The organism is Thermococcus eurythermalis (assembly GCF_000769655.1).
GTDB classification, from domain to species: Archaea; Methanobacteriota_B; Thermococci; order Thermococcales; family Thermococcaceae; genus Thermococcus; species Thermococcus eurythermalis.
Genome location: NZ_CP008887.1, coordinates 1,405,902 through 1,425,443, shown reverse-complemented (window position 1 = coordinate 1,425,443; position 19,542 = coordinate 1,405,902). Strand labels below are relative to the sequence as shown.

General features: G+C 53.8%; 17 protein-coding genes and 1 pseudogene. 8 read left to right on the top strand and 10 right to left on the bottom strand.

Annotation, left to right across the window (positions count from 1 at the left end; all coding sequences use genetic code 11):
* Positions 1-13: 13 nt before the first annotated feature.
* Together TEU_RS07750 and cobB are read right to left on the bottom strand one after the other, a co-directional pair.
* Positions 14-415 (bottom strand): DUF3783 domain-containing protein, encoded by a 402-nt coding sequence (locus TEU_RS07750; protein ID WP_050003236.1) that lies wholly within the window; start codon positions 413-415, stop codon positions 14-16.
* A complete protein-coding gene (cobB, locus tag TEU_RS07745) occupies positions 412-1,164 on the bottom strand; it encodes an NAD-dependent protein deacetylase (RefSeq protein ID WP_050003235.1) in 753 nt (250 codons plus the stop codon). The genes TEU_RS07750 and cobB overlap by 4 nt, the downstream gene beginning before the upstream one ends.
* Before the next feature lie 131 nt (positions 1,165-1,295).
* On the opposite strand from cobB, the gene TEU_RS07740 reads away from it, so the two are divergent.
* A complete protein-coding gene (locus TEU_RS07740) occupies positions 1,296-2,483 on the top strand; it encodes an aromatic amino acid transport family protein (RefSeq protein WP_050003234.1) in 1,188 nt (395 codons plus the stop codon).
* 30 nt (positions 2,484-2,513) lie between these two features.
* Positions 2,514-3,520, top strand: a pseudogene (gyaR, locus tag TEU_RS07735) (glyoxylate reductase).
* 88 nt (positions 3,521-3,608) lie between these two features.
* Here the strand turns inward: gyaR and TEU_RS07730 are convergent.
* Positions 3,609-4,328 carry a DUF72 domain-containing protein gene (locus tag TEU_RS07730; protein ID WP_050003233.1) on the bottom strand — a complete coding sequence of 240 codons (720 nt, stop codon included), beginning with the start codon at positions 4,326-4,328 and terminating at the stop codon, positions 3,609-3,611.
* A 133-nt stretch (positions 4,329-4,461) separates the two neighbouring features.
* Here TEU_RS07730 and TEU_RS07725 point away from each other — a divergent pair, with 133 nt between their 5' ends.
* Positions 4,462-6,195 (top strand): P-loop NTPase family protein, encoded by a 1,734-nt coding sequence (locus TEU_RS07725; RefSeq protein WP_050003232.1) that lies wholly within the window; start codon positions 4,462-4,464, stop codon positions 6,193-6,195.
* A 108-nt stretch (positions 6,196-6,303) separates the two neighbouring features.
* Complete coding sequence (locus TEU_RS07720; RefSeq protein WP_050003231.1) at positions 6,304-7,563, top strand: methyl-accepting chemotaxis protein; 1,260 nt, start codon at positions 6,304-6,306, stop codon at positions 7,561-7,563.
* A gap of 124 nt (positions 7,564-7,687) precedes the next feature.
* On the opposite strand, the gene TEU_RS07715 is transcribed toward TEU_RS07720, so the two are convergent.
* Positions 7,688-8,353 (bottom strand): Kae1-associated kinase Bud32, encoded by a 666-nt coding sequence (locus tag TEU_RS07715; RefSeq protein WP_050003230.1) that lies wholly within the window; start codon positions 8,351-8,353, stop codon positions 7,688-7,690.
* 176 nt (positions 8,354-8,529) lie between these two features.
* Here TEU_RS07715 and thsB point away from each other — a divergent pair, with 176 nt between their 5' ends.
* Together thsB and TEU_RS07705 are read left to right on the top strand one after the other, a co-directional pair.
* Positions 8,530-10,185, top strand: a complete 1,656-nt coding sequence (gene thsB, locus TEU_RS07710) for a thermosome subunit beta (RefSeq protein WP_050003229.1) — start codon at positions 8,530-8,532, stop codon at positions 10,183-10,185.
* A 114-nt stretch (positions 10,186-10,299) separates the two neighbouring features.
* Positions 10,300-11,178: a zinc metalloprotease HtpX gene (locus tag TEU_RS07705; protein ID WP_050003228.1), complete on the top strand. Its 879-nt coding sequence runs from the start codon at positions 10,300-10,302 to the stop codon at positions 11,176-11,178.
* 194 nt (positions 11,179-11,372) lie between these two features.
* Here TEU_RS07705 and TEU_RS07700 read toward each other — a convergent pair whose 3' ends face one another.
* Genes TEU_RS07700 through TEU_RS07695 form a run of 3 tightly spaced genes read right to left on the bottom strand, consistent with a single transcriptional unit; the run spans position 11,373 to position 14,379 of the window.
* A complete protein-coding gene (locus TEU_RS07700) occupies positions 11,373-13,040 on the bottom strand; it encodes an ABC transporter ATP-binding protein (RefSeq protein WP_050003227.1) in 1,668 nt (555 codons plus the stop codon).
* On the bottom strand, positions 13,037-13,339 hold the full coding sequence (locus tag TEU_RS12070; RefSeq protein ID WP_394297631.1) for a hypothetical protein: 303 nt from the start codon (positions 13,337-13,339) through the stop codon (positions 13,037-13,039). The genes TEU_RS07700 and TEU_RS12070 overlap by 4 nt, the downstream gene beginning before the upstream one ends.
* Positions 13,330-14,379 (bottom strand): radical SAM protein, encoded by a 1,050-nt coding sequence (locus TEU_RS07695; protein ID WP_050003226.1) that lies wholly within the window; start codon positions 14,377-14,379, stop codon positions 13,330-13,332. Before TEU_RS07695 ends, TEU_RS12070 begins: the two co-directional genes overlap by 10 nt.
* 596 nt (positions 14,380-14,975) lie before the next feature.
* Between TEU_RS07695 and TEU_RS07690 the strand changes: the two genes are divergently transcribed.
* Together TEU_RS07690 and TEU_RS07685 are read left to right on the top strand one after the other, a co-directional pair.
* The gene (locus TEU_RS07690) at positions 14,976-15,875 is read left to right on the top strand and encodes a M48 family metalloprotease (RefSeq protein WP_050003225.1); all 900 of its coding nucleotides are present in this window, start codon (positions 14,976-14,978) and stop codon (positions 15,873-15,875) included.
* A gap of 109 nt (positions 15,876-15,984) precedes the next feature.
* A complete protein-coding gene (locus TEU_RS07685) occupies positions 15,985-17,127 on the top strand; it encodes an amidohydrolase (protein WP_050003224.1) in 1,143 nt (380 codons plus the stop codon).
* Between the two features lie 42 nt (positions 17,128-17,169).
* Here TEU_RS07685 and TEU_RS07680 read toward each other — a convergent pair whose 3' ends face one another.
* From TEU_RS07680 to TEU_RS07670, 3 genes are read right to left on the bottom strand one after another with little or no spacing between them, the layout of a single operon-like run.
* Positions 17,170-18,117 carry a radical SAM protein gene (locus tag TEU_RS07680; RefSeq protein ID WP_050003223.1) on the bottom strand — a complete coding sequence of 316 codons (948 nt, stop codon included), beginning with the start codon at positions 18,115-18,117 and terminating at the stop codon, positions 17,170-17,172.
* Positions 18,101-18,925: an NAD(P)/FAD-dependent oxidoreductase gene (locus tag TEU_RS07675; RefSeq protein ID WP_050003222.1), complete on the bottom strand. Its 825-nt coding sequence runs from the start codon at positions 18,923-18,925 to the stop codon at positions 18,101-18,103. Before TEU_RS07675 ends, TEU_RS07680 begins: the two co-directional genes overlap by 17 nt.
* Entirely contained in the window at positions 18,907-19,539 is a 633-nt protein-coding gene (locus TEU_RS07670) for an isochorismatase family protein (protein WP_050003221.1), read from the bottom strand. Before TEU_RS07670 ends, TEU_RS07675 begins: the two co-directional genes overlap by 19 nt.
* Between the last annotated feature and the right edge of the window lie 3 nt (positions 19,540-19,542).

Genomic DNA, 19,542 nt, shown 5'->3' with positions numbered 1-19,542 from the left:
TTACACTAAACCATTATTTAACGTTGCCGATGTCGAGGAACGGGCCCTTCCGTTCCTTTATCTGTCTCTTCACTTCCCGCATGGCCCGGAAGTATTCGTCTTCCTGTCTGAGCTCCGCGAGAAGTTCTTCGAGTGTCCACCCCAGGTTCGTTTCAGTTGTCGTCGCAAATATTACTCTGCCCTCCGCGAGCTCCCTAACTGCGGGGATTACCCTCTTGATGTCCTCGTTGCTGAGTCCGTGCATTATGAGGAACTTTCCGCCTGCCCAGTCCAGCTTCCCCTCTTCGAAGTCCTTTTCAAGTATTTCCGAAACTTTGAGGCCCCTGAAGTGCTCGGGAACTGGAAGAACCGGGTAGCCGAGCTCTTTGACTTTCTCAACCTCCTCACTCGTGAAACCGACAAGGAGTACCTTCATATCAGCCCCTCCACGAGCTTCACAAGTTTTGGGAGAACCTCTCCAGCCTTTCCACGCAGAAAGACGTCCGCCACCGGCGTTACCCCACTCCTCTCCACGTTGACCTCTATGACCCTGCCGCCCCTTTCCTTCACGATGTATGGGATGTAGGCGGCGGGGTACACCACACCGCTCGTCCCGACAACTATGACCGCGTCCGCCCTCTCGGCGAGGTTAAACGCCTTCTCCAGTGCTTCCTTCGGCAGAGGCTCACCGAACCACACAACGTCAGGCCTGAGCAGAGAACCGCAACGCGGACACCTCGGGAGTTCTCTAGACTCCACGAACTCATGGACGCGGCCGCTCCCCTTCAGGTTCTCCCTGTAATCGCAGGAGGTACAGCGAACCCTGAAGATGTTCCCGTGAAGCTCTATCAGGTTCTTCGTCCCGGCTTCCCTGTGCAGGTCATCAACGTTCTGGGTTATCACCGCCTTAAGAACGCCGATTTCCTCAAGCCTTGCGAGGGCGTAGTGCGCGGGGTTTGGTTTTGCTCTGAGAATTTTGCGCATCCTCCACCTGTAGAACTCCCAGACGAGGTGAGGGTCTCTCCTGAAGGCCTCGGGGGTGGCAAGTTCCTCCGGCCGGTACCTCTTCCACAGGCCGTTGAAGCCCCGGAACGTGGGGATGCCGCTTTCAGCGCTTATTCCTGCACCGGTAAACGCTATCGCAAACTTAGACCTGGCAAGAATTTTAGCGGCGTGGCTCAGCATGGTAATACTTTGATCGGGAGCTTAAAAATTCTACCTACCTGGGAGGCCATCGAAGGATATTGGAAATTCCCTTCAACCTTCCGAGCGAGGATTTAAATTGGGTTTGTCCTGCCACTGAACTGGTGAGAGAGATGCCGGTCTCTGAGGGAGTTGATAGGAAAAAGGTCACCACTTCTCACGGCCGCTATTATTCGGCCCGCATAGCGGCCCAGAGAAGAAAGAAGCTCGTGATAATCCAGAACGTAAGGAAGAGAAAGGCCACCCGGGGACTCAGGGTGAACATAATACAGGTCGAGAAGAAGCACATAACAAAGGGGGAGGCTCTGGCTATCCTCGTGGGGACACAGATAGGTGCTGGAGTGCTCGGTCTGCCCTACGCCGCCAGCAAGGTCGGCCTTATACCCGCCCTGGCAGTGCTCATTGGTGTGATGTTCCTCATGCTCTGGACGGGTCTCATCGTCCTTAAGTTCTCGGCAGGAATGGGCGGGGCACAGATGAGCACGGTGGCCCAGCGCGTCCTTGGGAAGGCCGGCGGCTGGCTGATGTATCTCAGCATCTCCATAATGAGCTTTGGTGCAGTCCTGGCCTACATAGCCGGAATGGGGAGCGTCTTCGCGGGCCTCTTTGGGGTAAGCGAGACGGTAGGAGCGCTCATCTTCTGGGTTCTCGCCTCGCTGGTGGTCTACCGCGGTCTTGAAGCGAGCGGAAAGACCGAGCTGGCAATGAGCTACGCCATGCTGGCGCTCTTCATAGCGGTCACAGTAATGCTCGTCCCCCATGCAAAGCTCAGCAACGGCCTCTACACAGACCTCTCCGGAATTCTCAGCATGACGGGTGTTGCAATCTTCGCCCTCGGCTGCCACACCGTCATTCCGGACGTTTACAAGGGGCTCGGAAGCTACGAAGAGACCAAGAAGATTCTCGTCTGGGCCTTCGTCATTCCAACTGTTATCTACGCGATATTCATGGTGGCTTTCCTTCTCGCCTTCGGCAGAAACACTCCACAGATAGCCACTCAGGGCCTTGAGCTTCTCTACGGGCGCACTGGAAAAATCGTCGGCAACCTTATTCCCCTCCTGGCCATAACCACGAGCTACATAGGAATAGCACTGGCACAGCAGAGCAACAACGAGGAGTTCGTGGGGCTCAAGAGGCCGATAGCCTGGGGTTTAACGGTTATCCCACCAGCTCTGGTGTACTTTGCAGGTGTCAAGAACTTTGCAGACGTACTGGCATTTGCAGGAGACACCGGGGATATGATGGCCTTCATAGTCCTGCCGATACTCATCTGGCTCGTTGATAAGCTGAGAAAACGCTAAAAGTACCCCTTTTCTTTTCTTTATCCGGTGATGCCAATGCCAAAGGTTTTCATCACGCGCGCCATTCCTGAGAACGGTATCGCGATGCTGAGGGAGCACTTTGAGGTCGAGGTCTGGCCCGAGGAGAGGGAAATCCCCAGAGGGGTTCTGCTTGAAAAGGTTCGCGATGTCGATGCGCTGGTGACCATGCTCAGCGAGCGGATTGACGCTGAGGTCTTTGACGCCGCCCCGAGGCTCAGGATTGTGGCTAACTATGCAGTGGGCTACGACAACATAGACGTCGAGGAGGCGACAAGGAGGGGAATCTACGTCACCAACACCCCCGACGTCCTCACAGATGCAACAGCAGATTTCGCATGGACTCTTCTGCTCGCAGCGGCGAGGCGCCTCATCGAGGCCGAGAGCTTCACGCGCTCCGGTGAGTGGAAGAGACGGGGAATAGCCTGGCACCCGCGCTGGTTCCTCGGCTACGACGTCTACGGGAAGACGATAGGTATCGTGGGCTTTGGCAGGATTGGCCAGGCCGTTGCGAGGCGCGCTAGGGGCTTTGGAATGAGAATTCTCTACACTTCGCGCACGAGGAAGCCTGAGGCCGAGAAAGAACTCAACGCGAGTTCAAACCCCTTGACGAGCTCCTCGGTGAGAGCGACTTCGTGGTTCTGGCAGTTCCACTAACAAAAGAGACCTACCACATGATAGGTGAGAGGGAGCTCAGGCTTATGAAGAACACGGCGATACTCGTGAACATAGCGCGTGGAAAGGTGGTGGACACGAAAGCGCTGATAAAGGCCCTGAAGGAGGGCTGGATAGCCGGGGCTGGACTTGACGTCTACGAGGAGGAGCCATACTACAACGAGGAGCTCTTCAGCCTGAAAAACGTTGTCCTCGCGCCCCACATAGGGAGTGCAACTTACGGGGCGAGGGAGGGAATGGCTGAGCTCGTGGCGAGGAACCTCATAGCATTCAAGAACGGGGAGGTTCCGCCAACCCTCGTGAACAAAGAAGTTGTAAACGCCAGGAAGCCAGGGTTTGATTGAAAACCGGACGGATGATGAAGACACCCTCGGCTGAGGCGTGATGAGCTGGACCCGTGCCTGACTTTTTAAGGGGGCCGCGGCGCCCCCTTCACTCCTTCACCATCACCTTGAACCTCTTCGCGTCCCTGCACATGTCCGAGTTGTTGAAGAAGACAAAGCTCTCCCCGCGGTTCCAGCCGAGGACGCGCTCCCTGATTTTCTCCAACTCCTCGTCGCTGTAGGAGTGCCTGTAGATTATCCTTCCGTTCTCGTAGCGCCCGTGCAGGCGGTAGTAGCTGGTCTCGCCGTTGTGGAGGGGAACCCTCACGAGCGGATCCGTGACGTCTATAACATTGAATTCCCCGACGAAGCGCTTGATGCCTCTCTCGCTCCAGCCCCTAAGCTCGACGGCAATCTCAAAGTCTTTCCTCTCCACCATCTTGAAGAACTTCTCGGCGTTATCAAAGCTCTCCTCGCTCTCCCTGAAGCTTTTGGGCAGTTGTATCAGGATAAAACGCGCACCGAGGGCCTCGGCTTCCTTCAGCGTTATCCTCCAGAAGTGGAGGACTTCACTGGTCGGTTTTAAGAGACCGACGTTTTTGCCGGGTCTTACGTTGCTTCTGCGCCATGTCGGGCTGTTGGGCGGGTGGGTTACCCCCTGGAATGCCTTTATGGCAAAGGTGAAGTCCTCAGGAGCTTCCTTGCGCCAGCGTTTGAGGGTCTTCTCCTGCAGTATCCTGTAGAACGTCTGCTGAACCTCAACGGCATCGAAATTCATAAAGTACTTCGCGCGGGCCTCGCAGAATCCGCAGGTTCCCACGTTAATCATTTTCATCACTCCAGATGCTCTCTACGGCAGCGCATGAAATTGAGTAACTCTCGTCTTGCCCACTATCGCGCTTCATCTTATAAATTAATCAGTGCAGGTCAACCTTATAAACTCCGGGGTGTAGCCTCGAAAGATGAAGCCGAAGCTGAACCCAGAGGCCAAGGCCATTTACAGGGCAATAACTGCGGAGATTAAAAAGAGGCTGAGTCTCCCGGGTAGCGAGGCCCATCTTGAGAGGTTCTCACTCACAAACGACCCGGGAGAGATACGCGAGAGACAGGAGTACTTGAGGACAAACCTGCCCAAAGTCAGGCCGGAAATGAGGGGCCTCATCTCAAAGGTAAGGCCAATCCGGTTTCAGAAGGAGTTCTTGAGCGATAGGGTTCTTCTCATTGACGAGTCCGAGGTCGAGAGGGCCGAGTCCCTGGGCCTCTGTCACGTGACCACGGACCCTACGGAAGCCCAGGAATACCCGATAGTCCTCAGCACGCTTGGTTACGGTGTTGACGTGGAGTTAAAGCCCCAGGACATCGCACCCGAGCTTTACCTCCTGCCCCTCTGGAAGAACAGGGGGACGCTTGAAGCCCTGGCGAGAATCGGGGAGATGACTGGGGAGAGAAGCGTTGCTCCAGATATCCTGGACGCGCTTGAAAAGTTCGGCGAGGTAATGGAGCGGGAGAGCGTCCTCGAATCGCTTGACGAGCTGATAGCCGAGAAGGAGCACGAGCTCAACGAGAAAATCGGGGAAAGGCTTGAGAACTTCAGCCTGACCCTGAGCGGCAAGGAGCTCTTAAACTTCCTCACCCAGCTCCGCGAGGGGAACTACGACGCCATATTCCGGCACTTCAGCGGAATTGAGGAAGAAATCCTTGAGCTGATAAACAGGGCGGAACACGAGCTCTCCGAGAGGCTGGGCACAGCCGTTGAGGTATTTTCCAGGGAAGAGCTCTACCCCGTCCGCGTGGCGCCCGAAAGCATTGAGGGGCTGAGGAGGCTCCTTGAAAGGGAGCTTGCCCTCGAACGCTACCTGGCAGCTAGGGAGACCCTTGAGAAAATCGGTCCCCTAATACCAAAGCTCAGATATGAGATTGAGAGGGTTCATGAACTCGATTTCCTTCTGGCCGTTAGGGAGTTCACTGAGGGCTTTTCGTTCCCGGGGGTTTGGGAAGGGGGCATAGCGTTCCTTCAGGGAAGGCACTTGTTCATCGAGAACCCCCAGCCGGTCAGCTATGTGGTGGGAAAGAAGCCCGAGGAGCTCAACGTTCCGGGTGCAGACGCGGTTAGGGACGAGGGCATAGTAATCCTCACCGGGGCAAACAGCGGTGGAAAGACGAGCCTGCTTGAGCTGATAACCCAGATAGAAATCCTGTTCCACATGGGCTTCCCGGTTCCTGCCCAGAAAGCCTGGATTGAACCCCTTGACGAGCTGTTCTTTTTCAGGCGTAAGAAGAGCGTTTACGGCGCAGGGGCGTTTGAAACGGCGCTGAGGTCGTTTGTGAGGGCGCTGAGGGGCAAGGGGAAGAAGCTAATCCTGATCGACGAGTTTGAAGCAATAACCGAGCCCGGCGCGGCGGTGAAGATAATCGGTGAACTCCTCAAGGTGGCAAGGGAAAGGGGCTTCTTGGTTGTCATAGTTTCCCACCTTGGAGAAGACCTGAAGAAGGAGCTCCCGTTCGCGAGGGTGGACGGGATAGAGGCGAAGGGCCTCGACGAGAACCTCAACCTGATCGTTGACAGGCAGCCCATCTTTGGAAAGCTCGGCAGGAGCACTCCCGAGCTGATAGTTGAGAGGCTTGCAAGGACATCGAGGGGGAAGGACAGGGAGATATATGAGCGGATTCTGGTCTCCTTCGGACGGGGTGTGTAGGTCTCTGTGTAGGTAGTTACTACACTTGTAGAGCGTTATGTTCTTACTTTGTTTAATTAGAAAACTTTAAGTATATCCTGCGCGTTATTCCTTTGGAGGGAATCCGCCATGAACGAGAAAGCCGCGCTCATAGCATCACCAGTTCTGGCCTTCGGCCTGACTATCGTGCCCGCTTTTCTGGCGGGCCCCCTTGCCGGTCTGGTCGGAGGCATTTTTGGAGTCGGCGCCGGGATAATGCTGACGAAGAACATAGCAAAAAAGGCCACAATCCCACCGGAGGTTGATCAGTACCGCAGGGAAATAGAGGAGCAGATGAGAGTAATCATTGAAATCCTTGACAGAATTGCAGAGGGCGACCTCTCGGTCGAAGACACGAAGCTCAACGGGCACCTGGGGGAGATAAGAAAAGCGATAGAGAAGATGCGCCATAACTTAAACGACATGGTCGTGGCGATCAAAGACGCGGCAATCACTGTCCAAGAAAGGAGCGCAGTTATCAAGGAGAACATAGAGCAGATCAGCGATGCAATCAGCCAGGTTGCAGAGGCCATCAACCAGGTCAGCATAGAGGCCCAGCGCGAGCAGGAGAACATCAACCGCATGACGGAAACAATGCGCTACATAGACGAGATTGGCAAGGAGACCATAACCACAATGGAGGACTTTGAGAAGTCCATGAGTGAGGTTGTCGGACTTGCCAGGGAGGGCGGCCAGAAAGGAGAAGAGGCTGTTGGTCAGATTGAAGAGATAAGGAACATGATGCTGATGATAGAGGAGACCGTCAAGGGCGTCGCGGAGATGGGCAAGAACATCGCGAACATCACCAACGTCATCACGGGCATTGCAGAGCAGACCAACCTGCTCGCCCTCAACGCGGCCATTGAAGCCGCCCGTGCCGGCGAGGCTGGAAAGGGGTTCGCAGTTGTTGCCGATGAGATTAGAAACCTCGCGGAGGAAAGCAAGAACGCCGCCGACGACATACGCAACATCGTGAACCAGATAATGGAGAGAATACAGGAGAGCGTTGAGGTCACGGGCAAAAGCGTGGAGACCGTATCCACTTCAACCGAAGTCCTCAAGGAGAGCGTTTCCTATCTAACCCAAATAGCGGAGCTCATGGAGGAGATGGAAGTCAAGGCCAATGAGCTGAAGAACAAGGTGCTTGAGGAGGGCGAGAAGATAGACGAGGGCCTGCGCTTCCTTGAGAACCTCGCTGCCTCTGCGGAAGAGACCACTGCAGCTGCGGAGGAAGTCAGCGCCGCGGCGGAGGAGCAGACTTCCGCACTGGAGGAGGTAAGGGCAACCATGTCTGACTTTGATAAGGTTGTGCAGAAGCTCGTGGAAGCTGTCAGTAAGTTCAAGGTCTGATTTTCTATCCTCTACCTTTTGATTTCAGCCCCCATTTTCTCTGAGATTCATCATCTCGTTTTGTTGTTCAGGCGCATTCTTGGGGTTCCGGGCATCTAAAATATGTAGAACAGCCGGTGGTGAATCATTTCACCCAGCTCCGCTCCCGGTACCTCCCCCTGCTCTCTATCTCTTCTATCTTCTCCTCGATTTCCTTCCTCACTTCCTCGCCGAGAACCTCGCCGTACCCCTCAAGAACGGCTCTGAAACCCTCCTCGAACCACGTGTAGTGCGTGCTCTCCATGGCGCGTTTGAGGAGGTGGAGGTCAACGCCCCTCGCTTCCAGAGTTGAGTCAAAGTCGGCTAGGCCAAAGTCTATGAGGTAAACCTTCCCCTCGCGGAGGATCATGTTGCTCGTCGTCAAATCGCCGTGGACGATGCCGGCTTTGTGGAGCCTCGCAACCTGCCTTCCGATTTCCCTGCAGAGCTCCAGCCTTTCGTCCATTGAAACTTCTTCGAGGTGCTCCTTCAGCCTCTTCCCCTCAATGAACTCCATGACTATTATCATGTCCCGCAGGTTGACCTCGTAGATGTAAGGGCAGTTCACGCCGAATTCCTTTGCACGGTGGAGGATTCTCGCCTCCCTGACCGTCCGCTCCTTTCTGAGCTTTATGTCTATCTCAGGAATTCTGTAGCGCTTCGGAACCCTGTGCTTCACGATTACCTTTTCGCCGAGGAGCGGGACGCCGAAGACCTCCTCAAAGGTTCCCTCGTAGATTTTTGCCTCGGCACCCTGGGCTATGAGCTTCATTCTACCACCACTCTCAGCTCTCGCTTAACGTTTTAGCCCTTTCTATAGTTTTTTCCAGCTTTTTCTGTCAACCGACTAAAGCAAAAGCGAAAATTTGAACAATTTGAGCAAAAACTTTAAATAGAGCACTGACGAAGCGTCCCTGCAATAAGGTAAAACGTTTGGAGGAATGTCAAATGGCACAGCTTAGTGGACAGCCGGTTGTTATTCTGCCTGAGGGAACCCAGAGGTATGTCGGTAGGGACGCTCAGAGGCTTAACATTCTGGCTGCAAGGATTATAGCCGAGACTGTTAGGACCACCCTCGGCCCGAAGGGAATGGATAAAATGCTCGTTGACAGCCTTGGTGACGTCGTTGTCACCAACGATGGAGCCACTATTCTGGACAGGATAGACCTCCAGCACCCTGCCGCTAAGATGATGGTTGAGGTTGCCAAGACTCAGGATAAGGAGGCCGGCGATGGAACCACCACCGCCGTCGTCATCGCCGGTGAGCTTCTCAGGAAGGCTGAGGAGCTCCTCGACCAGAACATTCACCCGAGCATAATCATCAAGGGTTACGCCCTTGCAGCTGAGAAGGCCCAGGAGATACTCCAGGACATCGCCATAGAGGTCACTCCGGACGACGATGAGACCCTCATGAAGATAGCCATGACCTCAATCACCGGCAAGAACGCCGAGAGCCACAAGGAGCTCTTCGCCAGGCTTGCCGTTGACGCCGTCAGGCAGGTCGCCGAGAAGAAGGACGGAAAGTTCACCGTGGACATCGACAACATCAAGATTGAGAAGAAGGCCGGCGAGAGCGTTGAGGAGAGCGAGCTCGTTCGCGGCGTCGTCATCGACAAGGAGCGCGTCCACCCCAGGATGCCGAAGAGGGTTGAGAACGCCAAGATCGCCCTCATAAACGAGGCCCTTGAGGTCAAGAAGACCGAGACCGATGCCAAGATAAACATCACCAGCCCCGACCAGCTCATGAGCTTCCTTGAGCAGGAGGAGAAGATGCTCAAGGAGATGGTGGACAAAATCGCCGCCACCGGTGCGAACGTCCTCTTCGTCCAGAAGGGTATTGACGACCTCGCCCAGCACTACCTGGCCAAGAAGGGTATCCTCGCCGTCAGGCGCGTCAAGAAGAGCGACATGGAGAAGCTCGCCAAGGCCACCGGCGCCAAGATCGTCACCAACGTTAAGGACCTTACCCCTGAGGATCTCGGCCACGCCGACCTCGTTGAGGAGCGCAAGATCGCCGGCGAGAGCATGATTTTCGTCGAGGGCTGCAAGAACCCGAAGGCCGTCACCATACTCATCCGCGGCGGCACCGAGCACGTCATCGATGAGGTTGAGCGCGCCCTTGAGGACGCCATCAAGGTCGTCAAGGACGTCATGGAGGACGGCTACGTCCTTCCGGCTGGCGGTGCTCCTGAGATTGAACTTGCCATCAGGCTTGACGAGTACGCCAAGGAGGTCGGTGGTAAGGAGGCCCTCGCCATCGAGAACTTCGCCGAGGCCCTCAAGATAATCCCGAAGACCCTCGCCGAGAACGCCGGTCTCGATACCGTCGAGATGCTCGTCAAGGTCATCAGCGAGCACAAGAACAGGGGCAAAGCCATTGGTATCGACGTCTTTGCGGGCGAGCCCGCCGACATGCTCGAAAAGGGCATCATCGAGCCGTTGAGGGTTAAGAAGCAGGCCATCAAGAGCGCCAGCGAGGCGGCAATCATGATCCTCAGGATCGACGACGTCATAGCCGCCAAGCTCAGCAAGCCCGAGGGCGGCCAGGGCGGAGGAATGCCCGGCGGTATGGGTGGAATGGGTGGCATGGACATGGGCATGTGATGCCCCTCTTATTCTCTTTCTAACCCCTGAGAGGTGCCTTTTCAGTGCATCCTGCGGTTCTTGGAAGCCAAAATTTTTAATACCATATAGTTATTTTAGTTCGGGGGTGAGAGAATGGGACTCGTGATGTGGCTTCGAACCGGCCTGCTGATGGCCATCCTCACGGGACTGCTCATGGGTATAGGCTACCTCTTCGGCGGGCCAAATGTGGCTTTCATGATGTTCCTCTTTTCAATGCTGTTCAACTTCATAACCTACTGGTACAGCGATAAAATCGTCCTCAGCTGGTACAACGCGAGGATAGTTGATGAAATGGAAGCCCCGGAGCTATACGCGATAGTCAGGAACCTCGCTGAGAGGGCGGGCCTTCCGATGCCGAAGGTGGCGATAATCCCGACCGAGACGCCTAACGCGTTCGCCACGGGAAGGGACCCGAAGCACGCGGTCGTCGCCGTGACCACGGGGCTGCTCAAAATCCTCGACAGGGACGAGCTTGAGGGCGTTATCGGCCACGAGCTGACCCACATAAAGAACCGCGACATACTCATCGGGACTGTGGCGGCCGCGATGGCCGGAGCCATAATGCAGCTCGCCTACTGGGCCAGGTGGATAGCAATATTTGGCGGCTTTGGGAGGGACGAGGACGACGCGAACAACGTGCTCACCGCAATACTGGTGGCCATTCTAGCCCCGATAGCGGCGATGCTCATTCAGGCGGCCATAAGCCGCTCCAGGGAGTTCTTGGCCGACGAAGGCGGTGCAAAGATCAGCGGAAAGCCCTGGGCGCTCGCGAGGGCCCTCATGAAGATTGAGCAGGCCGTCAGGTACAGGCCGATGAGGGAAGGAAACCCTGCAACGGCCCACATGTTCATCGTGAACCCATTCAGGGGCATGAGCATTGCAGAGCTGTTCTCAACGCACCCGCCGACCGAGAAGAGAATCGAGAGGCTCAGGAAGATAGCGGAGGAAATGGGCTACGCGCCCGTCTTCTGAATTTTCTTAGTTTTGCTATCGAGAATGACTACTTTGAGCTTCTTTTTGCACAAATCTTTTGACTTGGTCCTTAAGACCCCAAAGCTATCTCTTGAGGTCTTTAACCCATTGGTCTTGGATTTGAAGGTGTTTGATTTTTTCATAAGCATGTTTAAGCGGTATGAACAAATGCCCACAGCTTCATCCTTGAAATTTTATAGGAGTCCTGTTGCTTCCTCCTGCTCCCTGAAAAGCTCGCGGTAGCGCGGGCAGTCCTCGAACAGCTCCCCGTGAGTTCCCCTGCAGACGATTCCTCCGTTATCGAGGACCCATATCTCCTCCATTCCGCGGACAGTCGAGAGCCTGTGGGAGATGACGATTAACGTCATATCCCTCTCCATCAGCCGCTCTAAAATCCTCGCCTCCCTCTCGGAGTCCATGCCCGACGTCGCCTCGTCGAGTATCAGAATCCTCGGGTCTCGAGCGAGGGCCCTCGCGAGGCCAATCCTCTGCCTCTGCCCCAGCGAGAGGTTCTTACCCCCTTCTTCAATCCGGTAGTCGAGGTCGAGCTCCTCAAGTTCAACGGCCCTCAGGAGTTCCCTCAACCTCTCGTCCGGGATTTCCCTGCCGAGGGTCAGGTTCTCGCGCAGAGTTCCCGTGAAGAGGTAGGGGTGAGAAGGAACGTAGATGAGCGAATCACCGAGAAGGGCTAAGGGAGGACAGCCCCCGACGCTTACGCTCCCCTCGGTTGGCTCGATGATTCCCGCCATAATCAGGGCGAGCGTAGTCTTCCCAACGCCCGATGCCCCGACGATGCCGACCTTTCTGCCCTCCGGAATTCTCCCGCTTATTCCGTCGAGGACCTTTGAATCCTCATAGGACAGGGAAACGTCTTTCAGCTCAATATCGTAGGATTTCGGCGAGCAGGAGGGCTTTTCGAGTTTCGGTGTTTCCCTTTCAATGACGTCCCATATCCTCTCAATGATTGGAACGGCGCGGTGGTAGCTGCTCCAGAGGAAGGCGAAGCGCTCAACCGGGTAGTAGACCCTTCCGAGGTAGGAGAAGACGGCCACGGTGGAGGAGAGCGTCGCCATGCCGTTCTTGACGAGAACAACTCCGGAGAGGAGGACCAGAAGCGGGAGAATCGTCGAGAGGTAAGATTGAAGGCCGTAGTTGGCCGAACTGTAAAAGGCCACCTTCTTCGATGCCTCGACCCATTCGTCGAGCTTCTTCGAGACCCTGTCCACGAGGTAATCGAAGGCGTTCAGCGTTTTTGCATCGAGCCTGCCGTCGAGCCCCTCCTTGAAGTACTCCACCGTCTCTGCGTAGCGCTTCCTCTCCTCGGCAGAGGCCGTTTTGAGCCCGTGCACGAAGGTCCTCAGCGAGAAGCCGTAGACCGGCAGGGTGAGGAGAGTTATGACCCCAAGGTAAAAGTTCAGCCTGAAGACGACGATGACCGAAACGAGGAGCGAGAAGGCTTCGATAACCACAGCCGGAATTAGAGACATACCCATCCGACCGACTATCTCTGTGTCGGACTGAATGCGAGAGAGTGCATCCCCCGTGTCGAGGTTTTCGGAGAGGAGCGTTGAGATGAAGAGCTTCCGCTTGAGCCACGCGGCCGCCTTAGTCTCGGCGAAGTTACTCACGAAACCGCCGTAGAGGTAAACGATTGTCGAAGCCGTGTAGAGAAGGACGATTATCCCGATATAGCCGAGAATCTCCCGCGTGCTCAGATTTTCAAGGTTTGCCAACAGGTTCCTTAGGTAGAAGGGCACCATCGCCGAGAGGAGGGTCGAGAGCGCTCCGAGGACTATCAGAAGAACAGTGTAGCGCTTGTGTGCGAGCCCAATCTGGAGAACCCTATGGACATTGTTATTCATATTATCATTCCACCCAACGTTTTTATAACTGTATTCATATCTCGGGTGGCGATATTATATATTATGCGGTCCAGTGATTTTTGATAGGCTTTGGCATATCTTAGATAGTATTTGCCTCCAATTTCATCCAAATGAGCTTTACAGAAACTACAAACACTAGCCATCCACTTATCTCCAGGATTTAGAGATAGTTTTGATATCGAGAAATTCCCTATCACACGTTCAAATCTATTTTCCAGCATTTTGGAAAAATCTTTATCTACAATCTCTCCCAAATAGAATCGGTGGTCTAAGTACACTTGATGGCAGGGATACACTTTTCCATCATAAAACACAGTAAGTCTTGCGGGGAGCTCAGGACATATGCATTTTTTATGTAATATGTGAGACTAAGAAGCTCCCGAAGAATCATGCAGGTTCCCATTTCTTTTATAGGGATACCCTGTTCCCACTTTGAAAACAAATAGTCTACAAGCTCCACCATCATATCTGCAACTTCCTGCTCTGTTGGTTCATATTCTTGTTTCTTTCCATCTATAGTGGGGAATACATAACCTACTATGAAAGTCTTAGAGAATCTGCTAAGACAATCTAGTATCTCTGATATTGAGTGTATTTTAACATAATTCCTAGCATAAGTAATTTCAAGTGCTAGAGGAACTTCCCTCTCATTTAAAAGATCAATAGCACGAATTATATCATCATGTGTGCCAGTATCATCAGGATAAACACGATTAATATCATTAATCTCCTTGGGCCCATCAATGCTTATAGTAACGTCAAACTCATGCTGTTTAAAAAACTCGGCGATTTCTTCGGTTATTAAGGTCCCATTGGTAATTATCCCATATTTGAATGTATATCCCGCATTATCTGCATATTCAATCAATTTTTCTATCAATCTGAAATTCATTAAAGGTTCTCCCCCATAAAACTGAATATTAGTTATCCCTAATTCATCAGCAACATCCAATGCCATTTTTCCAATTTCAAACTTCATGAGACCAGGATTGTTGTAGGTGCCACTGTGGGCATAGCAATACTTACATGCTAGATTACAGGTTTGAGATACCATTAGAACCATCATAACTGGATTCGGTGACTCAAATGATAGAGCCTTAGTAGTAGTCTCCTCACGCTTCTTACGTACTACTTCTTCTATGTCTTTAATAACCTGCTTCTCATATTCAGATAGCAGACATTTCTCATTATTCTGAAATTTTTCGAGAATTTCTTTCTCATTTTTGTTTAATATAATAATCGCTCTGCTTAATGGATCGAACGCTACGTATTTATCGTTACCAACCGGATATGACACAATGTGGATCCCCAACCTCATGTAGATCCCCCCATTGCAGTACATGTAAAAATTAAAAACAAATAGAAGCTGCAATCAAGTCGTGCTAACATTGCAGCAGCAGTGGTTGCCAGAACCTCCCGAGCTCGGCGTTACCGGGGGAATAATAGCCTTCAACTCGAGAACCTCCATTGCACATTCCCCTTAGTCATTTGCCTCATCGCATATACTCGGCAAAAAATACTACTAATTGGTTGGATTTAACATTTTCGTAAAATTATAGTTTAAAACCTTTAATTTTGCCGGATCCTTCGGGATACGACAATTGGGTAAGAGCAGACAGCTGAAGTTATAATTGAAGACAAAGATCAGGAATTGTGATACGTATTGGCCCTACGAAGAAAGAAGCTGATGAAAGGAAAACAACCAATCAAGAGGCAGCTAGACAGAGAGAGCCATCTCTCGATGCCGAAGGAAGAAGTGCGAAGCACGCTGTTGTTGCAGTTACCACTGAACTCTAGCCGAGGAGATGGGAATTTACTTCTGAGGTTCTTTTTCCCTCAATTTATGGTTCGTTTGAAGCGACCGAAAGGTTTCTAAAGGGACCCGCTGAAGTACAAAGCAGAAGATGAATTTAAGTGAAGTTGGTGCTGTTTCTGAGAACTGCCTTTATGATGGGACTCCTGACCGGAGTTCTGATGGCCATGGGCTACCTCCTCGGCGGCGCCAGGTGGATGACATACATGTTCTGGTTCGCCGTCGGAATGAGCTTCCTCTCCTTCTGGTACAGCGACCAGCTCGTAATCAAGATGATGAAGGCCAGGATAGTGAGCAGGGACGAGGCGCCGGAGCTTTACGAGATAGTCGAGAAGCTCAGCAAAAGGGCCGGCCTCCCGATGCCAAAGATAGCGATAATCGATGACCCGACACCGAACGCCTTCGCCACGGGCAGAAACACCAAGCACGCCCTAGTAACGGTAACGACTGGCATTCTCGAACTCCTGGACAGGGACGAGCTTGAGGGTGTCCTGGGTCACGAGCTGACCCACGTAAGGAACCACGACATACTGGTCGGCACGATAGCCGGCGCTTTGACCGGAGCGGTGGTTTACATAGCCTACGTAACCAAGTACCTGGCCTTCTTCAAGGCCATCTTCGGCGACCTCAGCCTCGATCGCTTCATCTACGCCATCCTCATCGCCATAACAGCCCCTATAGCGGCCATAATAATCCGCTCGGCTATAAGCAGACGGAGGGAGTTCGCGGCCGACGAAGGCGGCGCCAGACTCAGCGGAAAACCCTGGGCCCTCGCGAGTGCACTGCTCAAGCTTGATGAGGCGGTTAAAAAGCTTCAAAAAGAAGCTGAGGTCAAGAAGAAAAAGCCCCTCGGCAACCCCGGACTGGCGCACCTCTTCATAGTGAACCACTTCGAGGGCGAGGGGGTTTCCCAGCTCTTTGCCACACACCCGCCGACCGAGCAGAGGATAGAGAACCTCCGCAAGGTCGCGAAGGACATGGGGGTCGAGTTCCCCTACTGAGCGATTCTCCGCTTTTCAATTATTACATAATTGTTGAATTGCATAATTGCAGAATTCTTTAATCGGCAGGCATTTAAACGTTAGTGCACATTTCTTAACGGTGATGAACGTGAAAGCCGTCAAGGCCAATCTTCTCTACGACGGTCTGGGGAACGTTCTGAAGGACGTCTACGTCGCTTTTGATAGAAACATTGTGGGTGTAACCAAAGAGAAACCGAAGGAAGCTGAGGTAATAGCCGAAGGTGTTGTTACTCCCGCCTTCATAGACGGCCACAGCCACATAGGAATGGACAGGTATGGGGAACCCTACCAGGAGGGCGAGGCCAACGAGGAGATGGACGCGGTTCTGCCGCTCGTCGATGCGCTCTACTCCATCTACATGGACGACAAGGCATTCAAGCACTCCATCGAGTTCGGAGTGCTCTACTCCTCCGTCCTGCCGGGGAGCGGGAACATCATCGGTGGAAAGGCCGTCTTCATCAAGAACTACGGACGCGACATAGAGGACGCCTTCATCCAGTACGCGGGCGTTAAGGCCGCCTTTGGCTACAACCCGCGCTCAACGAAGGAGTGGAAGGGAACGAGGCCAAGCACGAGGATGGGCGCGATAGGGATTCTCCTCAACTGGCTGATTAAGACGCAGAAGACGATAGCTCTCCTAGAGAAAGGCAAGAAGGAGCCGGAGGAGGTCGAGCCCACCGTTGAAGCCCTGATTCCGGTTCTCAAGGGAGAGCTCCCGCTCCGCGTCCACGTCCACAAGGAAGACGACATCGCGGCTCTGCTAATGATAAAGCGGAAGTTCGGGCTCAAGATAACCATCGAGCACGCCGGCGACGTCCACAGCAGGGAAACCTTCGAGAAGATTAAGGCCGAGGGCGTTCCAGTAGTTTACGGCCCCTTCGACAGCCACCCCTACAAGGTCGAGCTGAAGCACGAGGACTGGAAGAACGCCCGCTACCTGCTTGAGGTCAGGCCCCTCTTCGGCCTCATGAGCGACCACCCCGTTACGCTCCAGGCGAACCTCTATTTACAGCTCAGGCACTTCATAAGGCTCGGCATGAGCAAGGCAGAGGCGATAAAGGTCATAACCCACAACAACGCGAAGATACTCGGCGTCGACGACAGGCTCGGAAGCATCGAGAAGGGCAAGTGGGCATCGCTGGTGGTCTGGAACGGCGATCCATTCCACATGGAGAACTACCCGACGCACGTCTTCGCTGAGGGCGAGCTGGTTCACGAGGCTGGATGGTGAGTTTTCTTTTTCCTAATTTTGAAGAAATGAGAAGAAAGGCCTTCAGCTCACCTTAAACTCAAACCCTCTCGCGAAGGTGTAGGCTTCTCTAAGCTCCGGCCTCTCCTTCAGGAACCTGAGAATATACTGGCCGCAGTTCGAGCCGATTAGGTTCTCCCTCGTGTCGCCGACAGATATAATGACATCGTAGCCGAGCCTTCTGAGGTCATCCACGAACTTCCTGTGCTTCATCGGAAGGCCGGTCTCAAGGTCCACGTCGTTGGTGAGCTTATTCTTAAGAACGCTCACCGTCGGGTTGAGCGGCGTTATCTTGATGAGGAAGTATTCCTTTGGGAAGTACTCGGCTATGACCTCTGCATCGGCCTCGTTCTCCCTCGCTAAGGCGAAGTTGAGCGTAATCTTCTTGCCGCCCTCGTCGTAGAAGGCCTTTCCGTACTCGGCTATTCTCTCGAAGTCCCACTTCCTGACCGGGATTATCTCGTCCCTCTGCTCCGGGTTCGTGGAGTGTATCGAGAACTGGAGCTGGAAGTTGGTTGGGAACATTTCCTTCTTCAGCTCCAGCAGTGCCTCGAAGAACTTATTGGTTCCTATCGGGGCTATTGTCGAGAGCGACGGGTGTAAATTGTCGTAGCGCTCGCCCAAAAGCCGCATTGCCTCGATGACGGCCATATTGAAGCTCGGCTCGCCCATTCTCGCGAACTGCACCTTGAACTTCCTGGTCTTCGGCTTCCCGTTCCAGCGCCTGGTTATCGGGTACTCTATCTGCTCCATCAGCTCATCAACTGTAAGCCTGCCCTTGTAGAAGAAGCCGGCGTCGCACATCTTACAGCCGACCGGACAGCCGTTGAGCGATGAGACGATGAGCACCCACTTTTCCTGCGGATTGTAGGTTGGGATTGATTCAACGAACTCCACTATGTTGCCCTTCGAGGTCTTTCCAATGTAAACGACGGCAACGTTCGGGTCGCCAACCTCACTCAGTATCTCCATACCTCTCCCTCCTCCATATCGTCATCGCCGTTTTGATTCCATCAGCTATCGCCAAAGCCGTCTGGCGGTAGATTCCGTTCTTAACGTCCCCGACCAGGAAAAGGTTATCGTCCTCGATGCCCTCCACCAGTTCGATGTTTGGCACCCTGCCGATGGCACCGAGCACCAGGTCAGCCTCAAAGTCGCCAGCGCTGGTTTTAGCTAAAATCTTTCTCCTTCCGTTTATAGGCTTTATTTCCCACACCTGTCCCATCAGCGTCCTGATGTTTGAACGCCTCTTCACAAGTTCCTGGAGGTAGGACAGAGCCTTCGGCTCGCTCCTCATGAGGATTATCACTTCATCGCTAATCTCGCCCATGGTCAAGGCGTAGTCGAAGGCCACGTCGCCGCCGCCGATGATGAGAACTCTTCCGTAGTGCCCCCTCGGAACTTCAGCGACGTGGTAGATTATCCCGTCGAAGGGGAGCTTCCTCGGCCTCGTCCCCGTTGCCACCACGAGATACTTGAAGTGGTGAGTTCCACTCGTGGTTTCGACTTCAAACCGTCCATCGATCTTTCTCACGGCCCTGACTTCCTCGTAGACGATTTTCAGGTTATACCTCCTCACGTACTCCTCAAGGATTGCGACGACCCTCTCGCCCTTGATTCCGTCGGGGAAGAACATCGTGTTCTCGACGGAGTAGGCGTTCCTTATGAGTCCGCCTATACGGTCGCGCTCGAAAATCACGCTCTCTATCCCGTAGCGCGCCAGCTGGACGGCAGTCGCGATTCCCCCGATTCCAGCCCCGATTATTCCGACGAGAGCCATTCCAACACCTCCGAGAGGAGCGGCGTAACCGCGAAGCCGTGGGAGAGGTTTCTAAGGGTTGCCTCGTGGAAGTGCCTGTTCTGGGTCAGCGTTCCATCGACCGGGAAGACCACGTTGAAGCCTCTCACGAAGGCTTCCCTTGCCGTCGTCTCACAGCAGAGGTGCGTCATGACGCCGGTGATGATTACGGTCTCCACGTGGAGTTTTCTCAGAACCCCTTCAAGTTCGGTTCCGTAGAAGGCATTGTAGGTCCTCTTCTCGACCACCGTTCCCGCGAAGGGCTGAAACTCGCCGAGAAGCCCATTCAGCGGGTCATCCTTTGGCATATCGCCACCCCACCATCGGGTCATTATGTCGTTTTGGTGGAAGTGGCGGGTGAATATTATCGGGACGCCAAGCTTTTCAACCTCGCCGTAAAACTCCAGGAGTCTGGGAACGAAGCGGGGAGCTGAAGGCAGGAACGCCCTGCTCTCGGGCGTGAGGAAGTACCTCTGAAGGTCTATCGCCAGAACCGCTGCCTTTCGGAACGGCCTAATTCTGTCCCATTTCCGGGGTCTAAAATACCTCCCCCTCATCCCGGCTATGAATTCTTCGGTGAAGTAGTCCTCCTTCATGGG

Bases quoted from the DNA above. Each gene is read 5' to 3' on its own strand.
- TEU_RS07750 (WP_050003236.1), bottom strand. From the start codon at position 415: ATGAAGGTACTCCTTGTCGGTTTCACGAGTGAGGAGGTTGAGAAAGTC.
- cobB (WP_050003235.1), bottom strand. From the start codon at position 1,164: ATGCTGAGCCACGCCGCTAAAATTCTTGCCAGGTCTAAGTTTGCGATA.
- TEU_RS07740 (WP_050003234.1), top strand. From the start codon at position 1,296: ATGCCGGTCTCTGAGGGAGTTGATAGGAAAAAGGTCACCACTTCTCAC.
- TEU_RS07730 (WP_050003233.1), bottom strand. From the start codon at position 4,328: ATGATTAACGTGGGAACCTGCGGATTCTGCGAGGCCCGCGCGAAGTAC.
- TEU_RS07725 (WP_050003232.1), top strand. From the start codon at position 4,462: ATGAAGCCGAAGCTGAACCCAGAGGCCAAGGCCATTTACAGGGCAATA.
- TEU_RS07720 (WP_050003231.1), top strand. From the start codon at position 6,304: ATGAACGAGAAAGCCGCGCTCATAGCATCACCAGTTCTGGCCTTCGGC.
- TEU_RS07715 (WP_050003230.1), bottom strand. From the start codon at position 8,353: ATGAAGCTCATAGCCCAGGGTGCCGAGGCAAAAATCTACGAGGGAACC.
- thsB (WP_050003229.1), top strand. From the start codon at position 8,530: ATGGCACAGCTTAGTGGACAGCCGGTTGTTATTCTGCCTGAGGGAACC.
- TEU_RS07705 (WP_050003228.1), top strand. From the start codon at position 10,300: ATGGGACTCGTGATGTGGCTTCGAACCGGCCTGCTGATGGCCATCCTC.
- TEU_RS07700 (WP_050003227.1), bottom strand. From the start codon at position 13,040: ATGAATAACAATGTCCATAGGGTTCTCCAGATTGGGCTCGCACACAAG.
- TEU_RS07695 (WP_050003226.1), bottom strand. From the start codon at position 14,379: ATGAGGTTGGGGATCCACATTGTGTCATATCCGGTTGGTAACGATAAA.
- TEU_RS07680 (WP_050003223.1), bottom strand. From the start codon at position 18,117: ATGGAGATACTGAGTGAGGTTGGCGACCCGAACGTTGCCGTCGTTTAC.
- TEU_RS07675 (WP_050003222.1), bottom strand. From the start codon at position 18,925: ATGGCTCTCGTCGGAATAATCGGGGCTGGAATCGGGGGAATCGCGACT.
- TEU_RS07670 (WP_050003221.1), bottom strand. From the start codon at position 19,539: ATGAAGGAGGACTACTTCACCGAAGAATTCATAGCCGGGATGAGGGGG.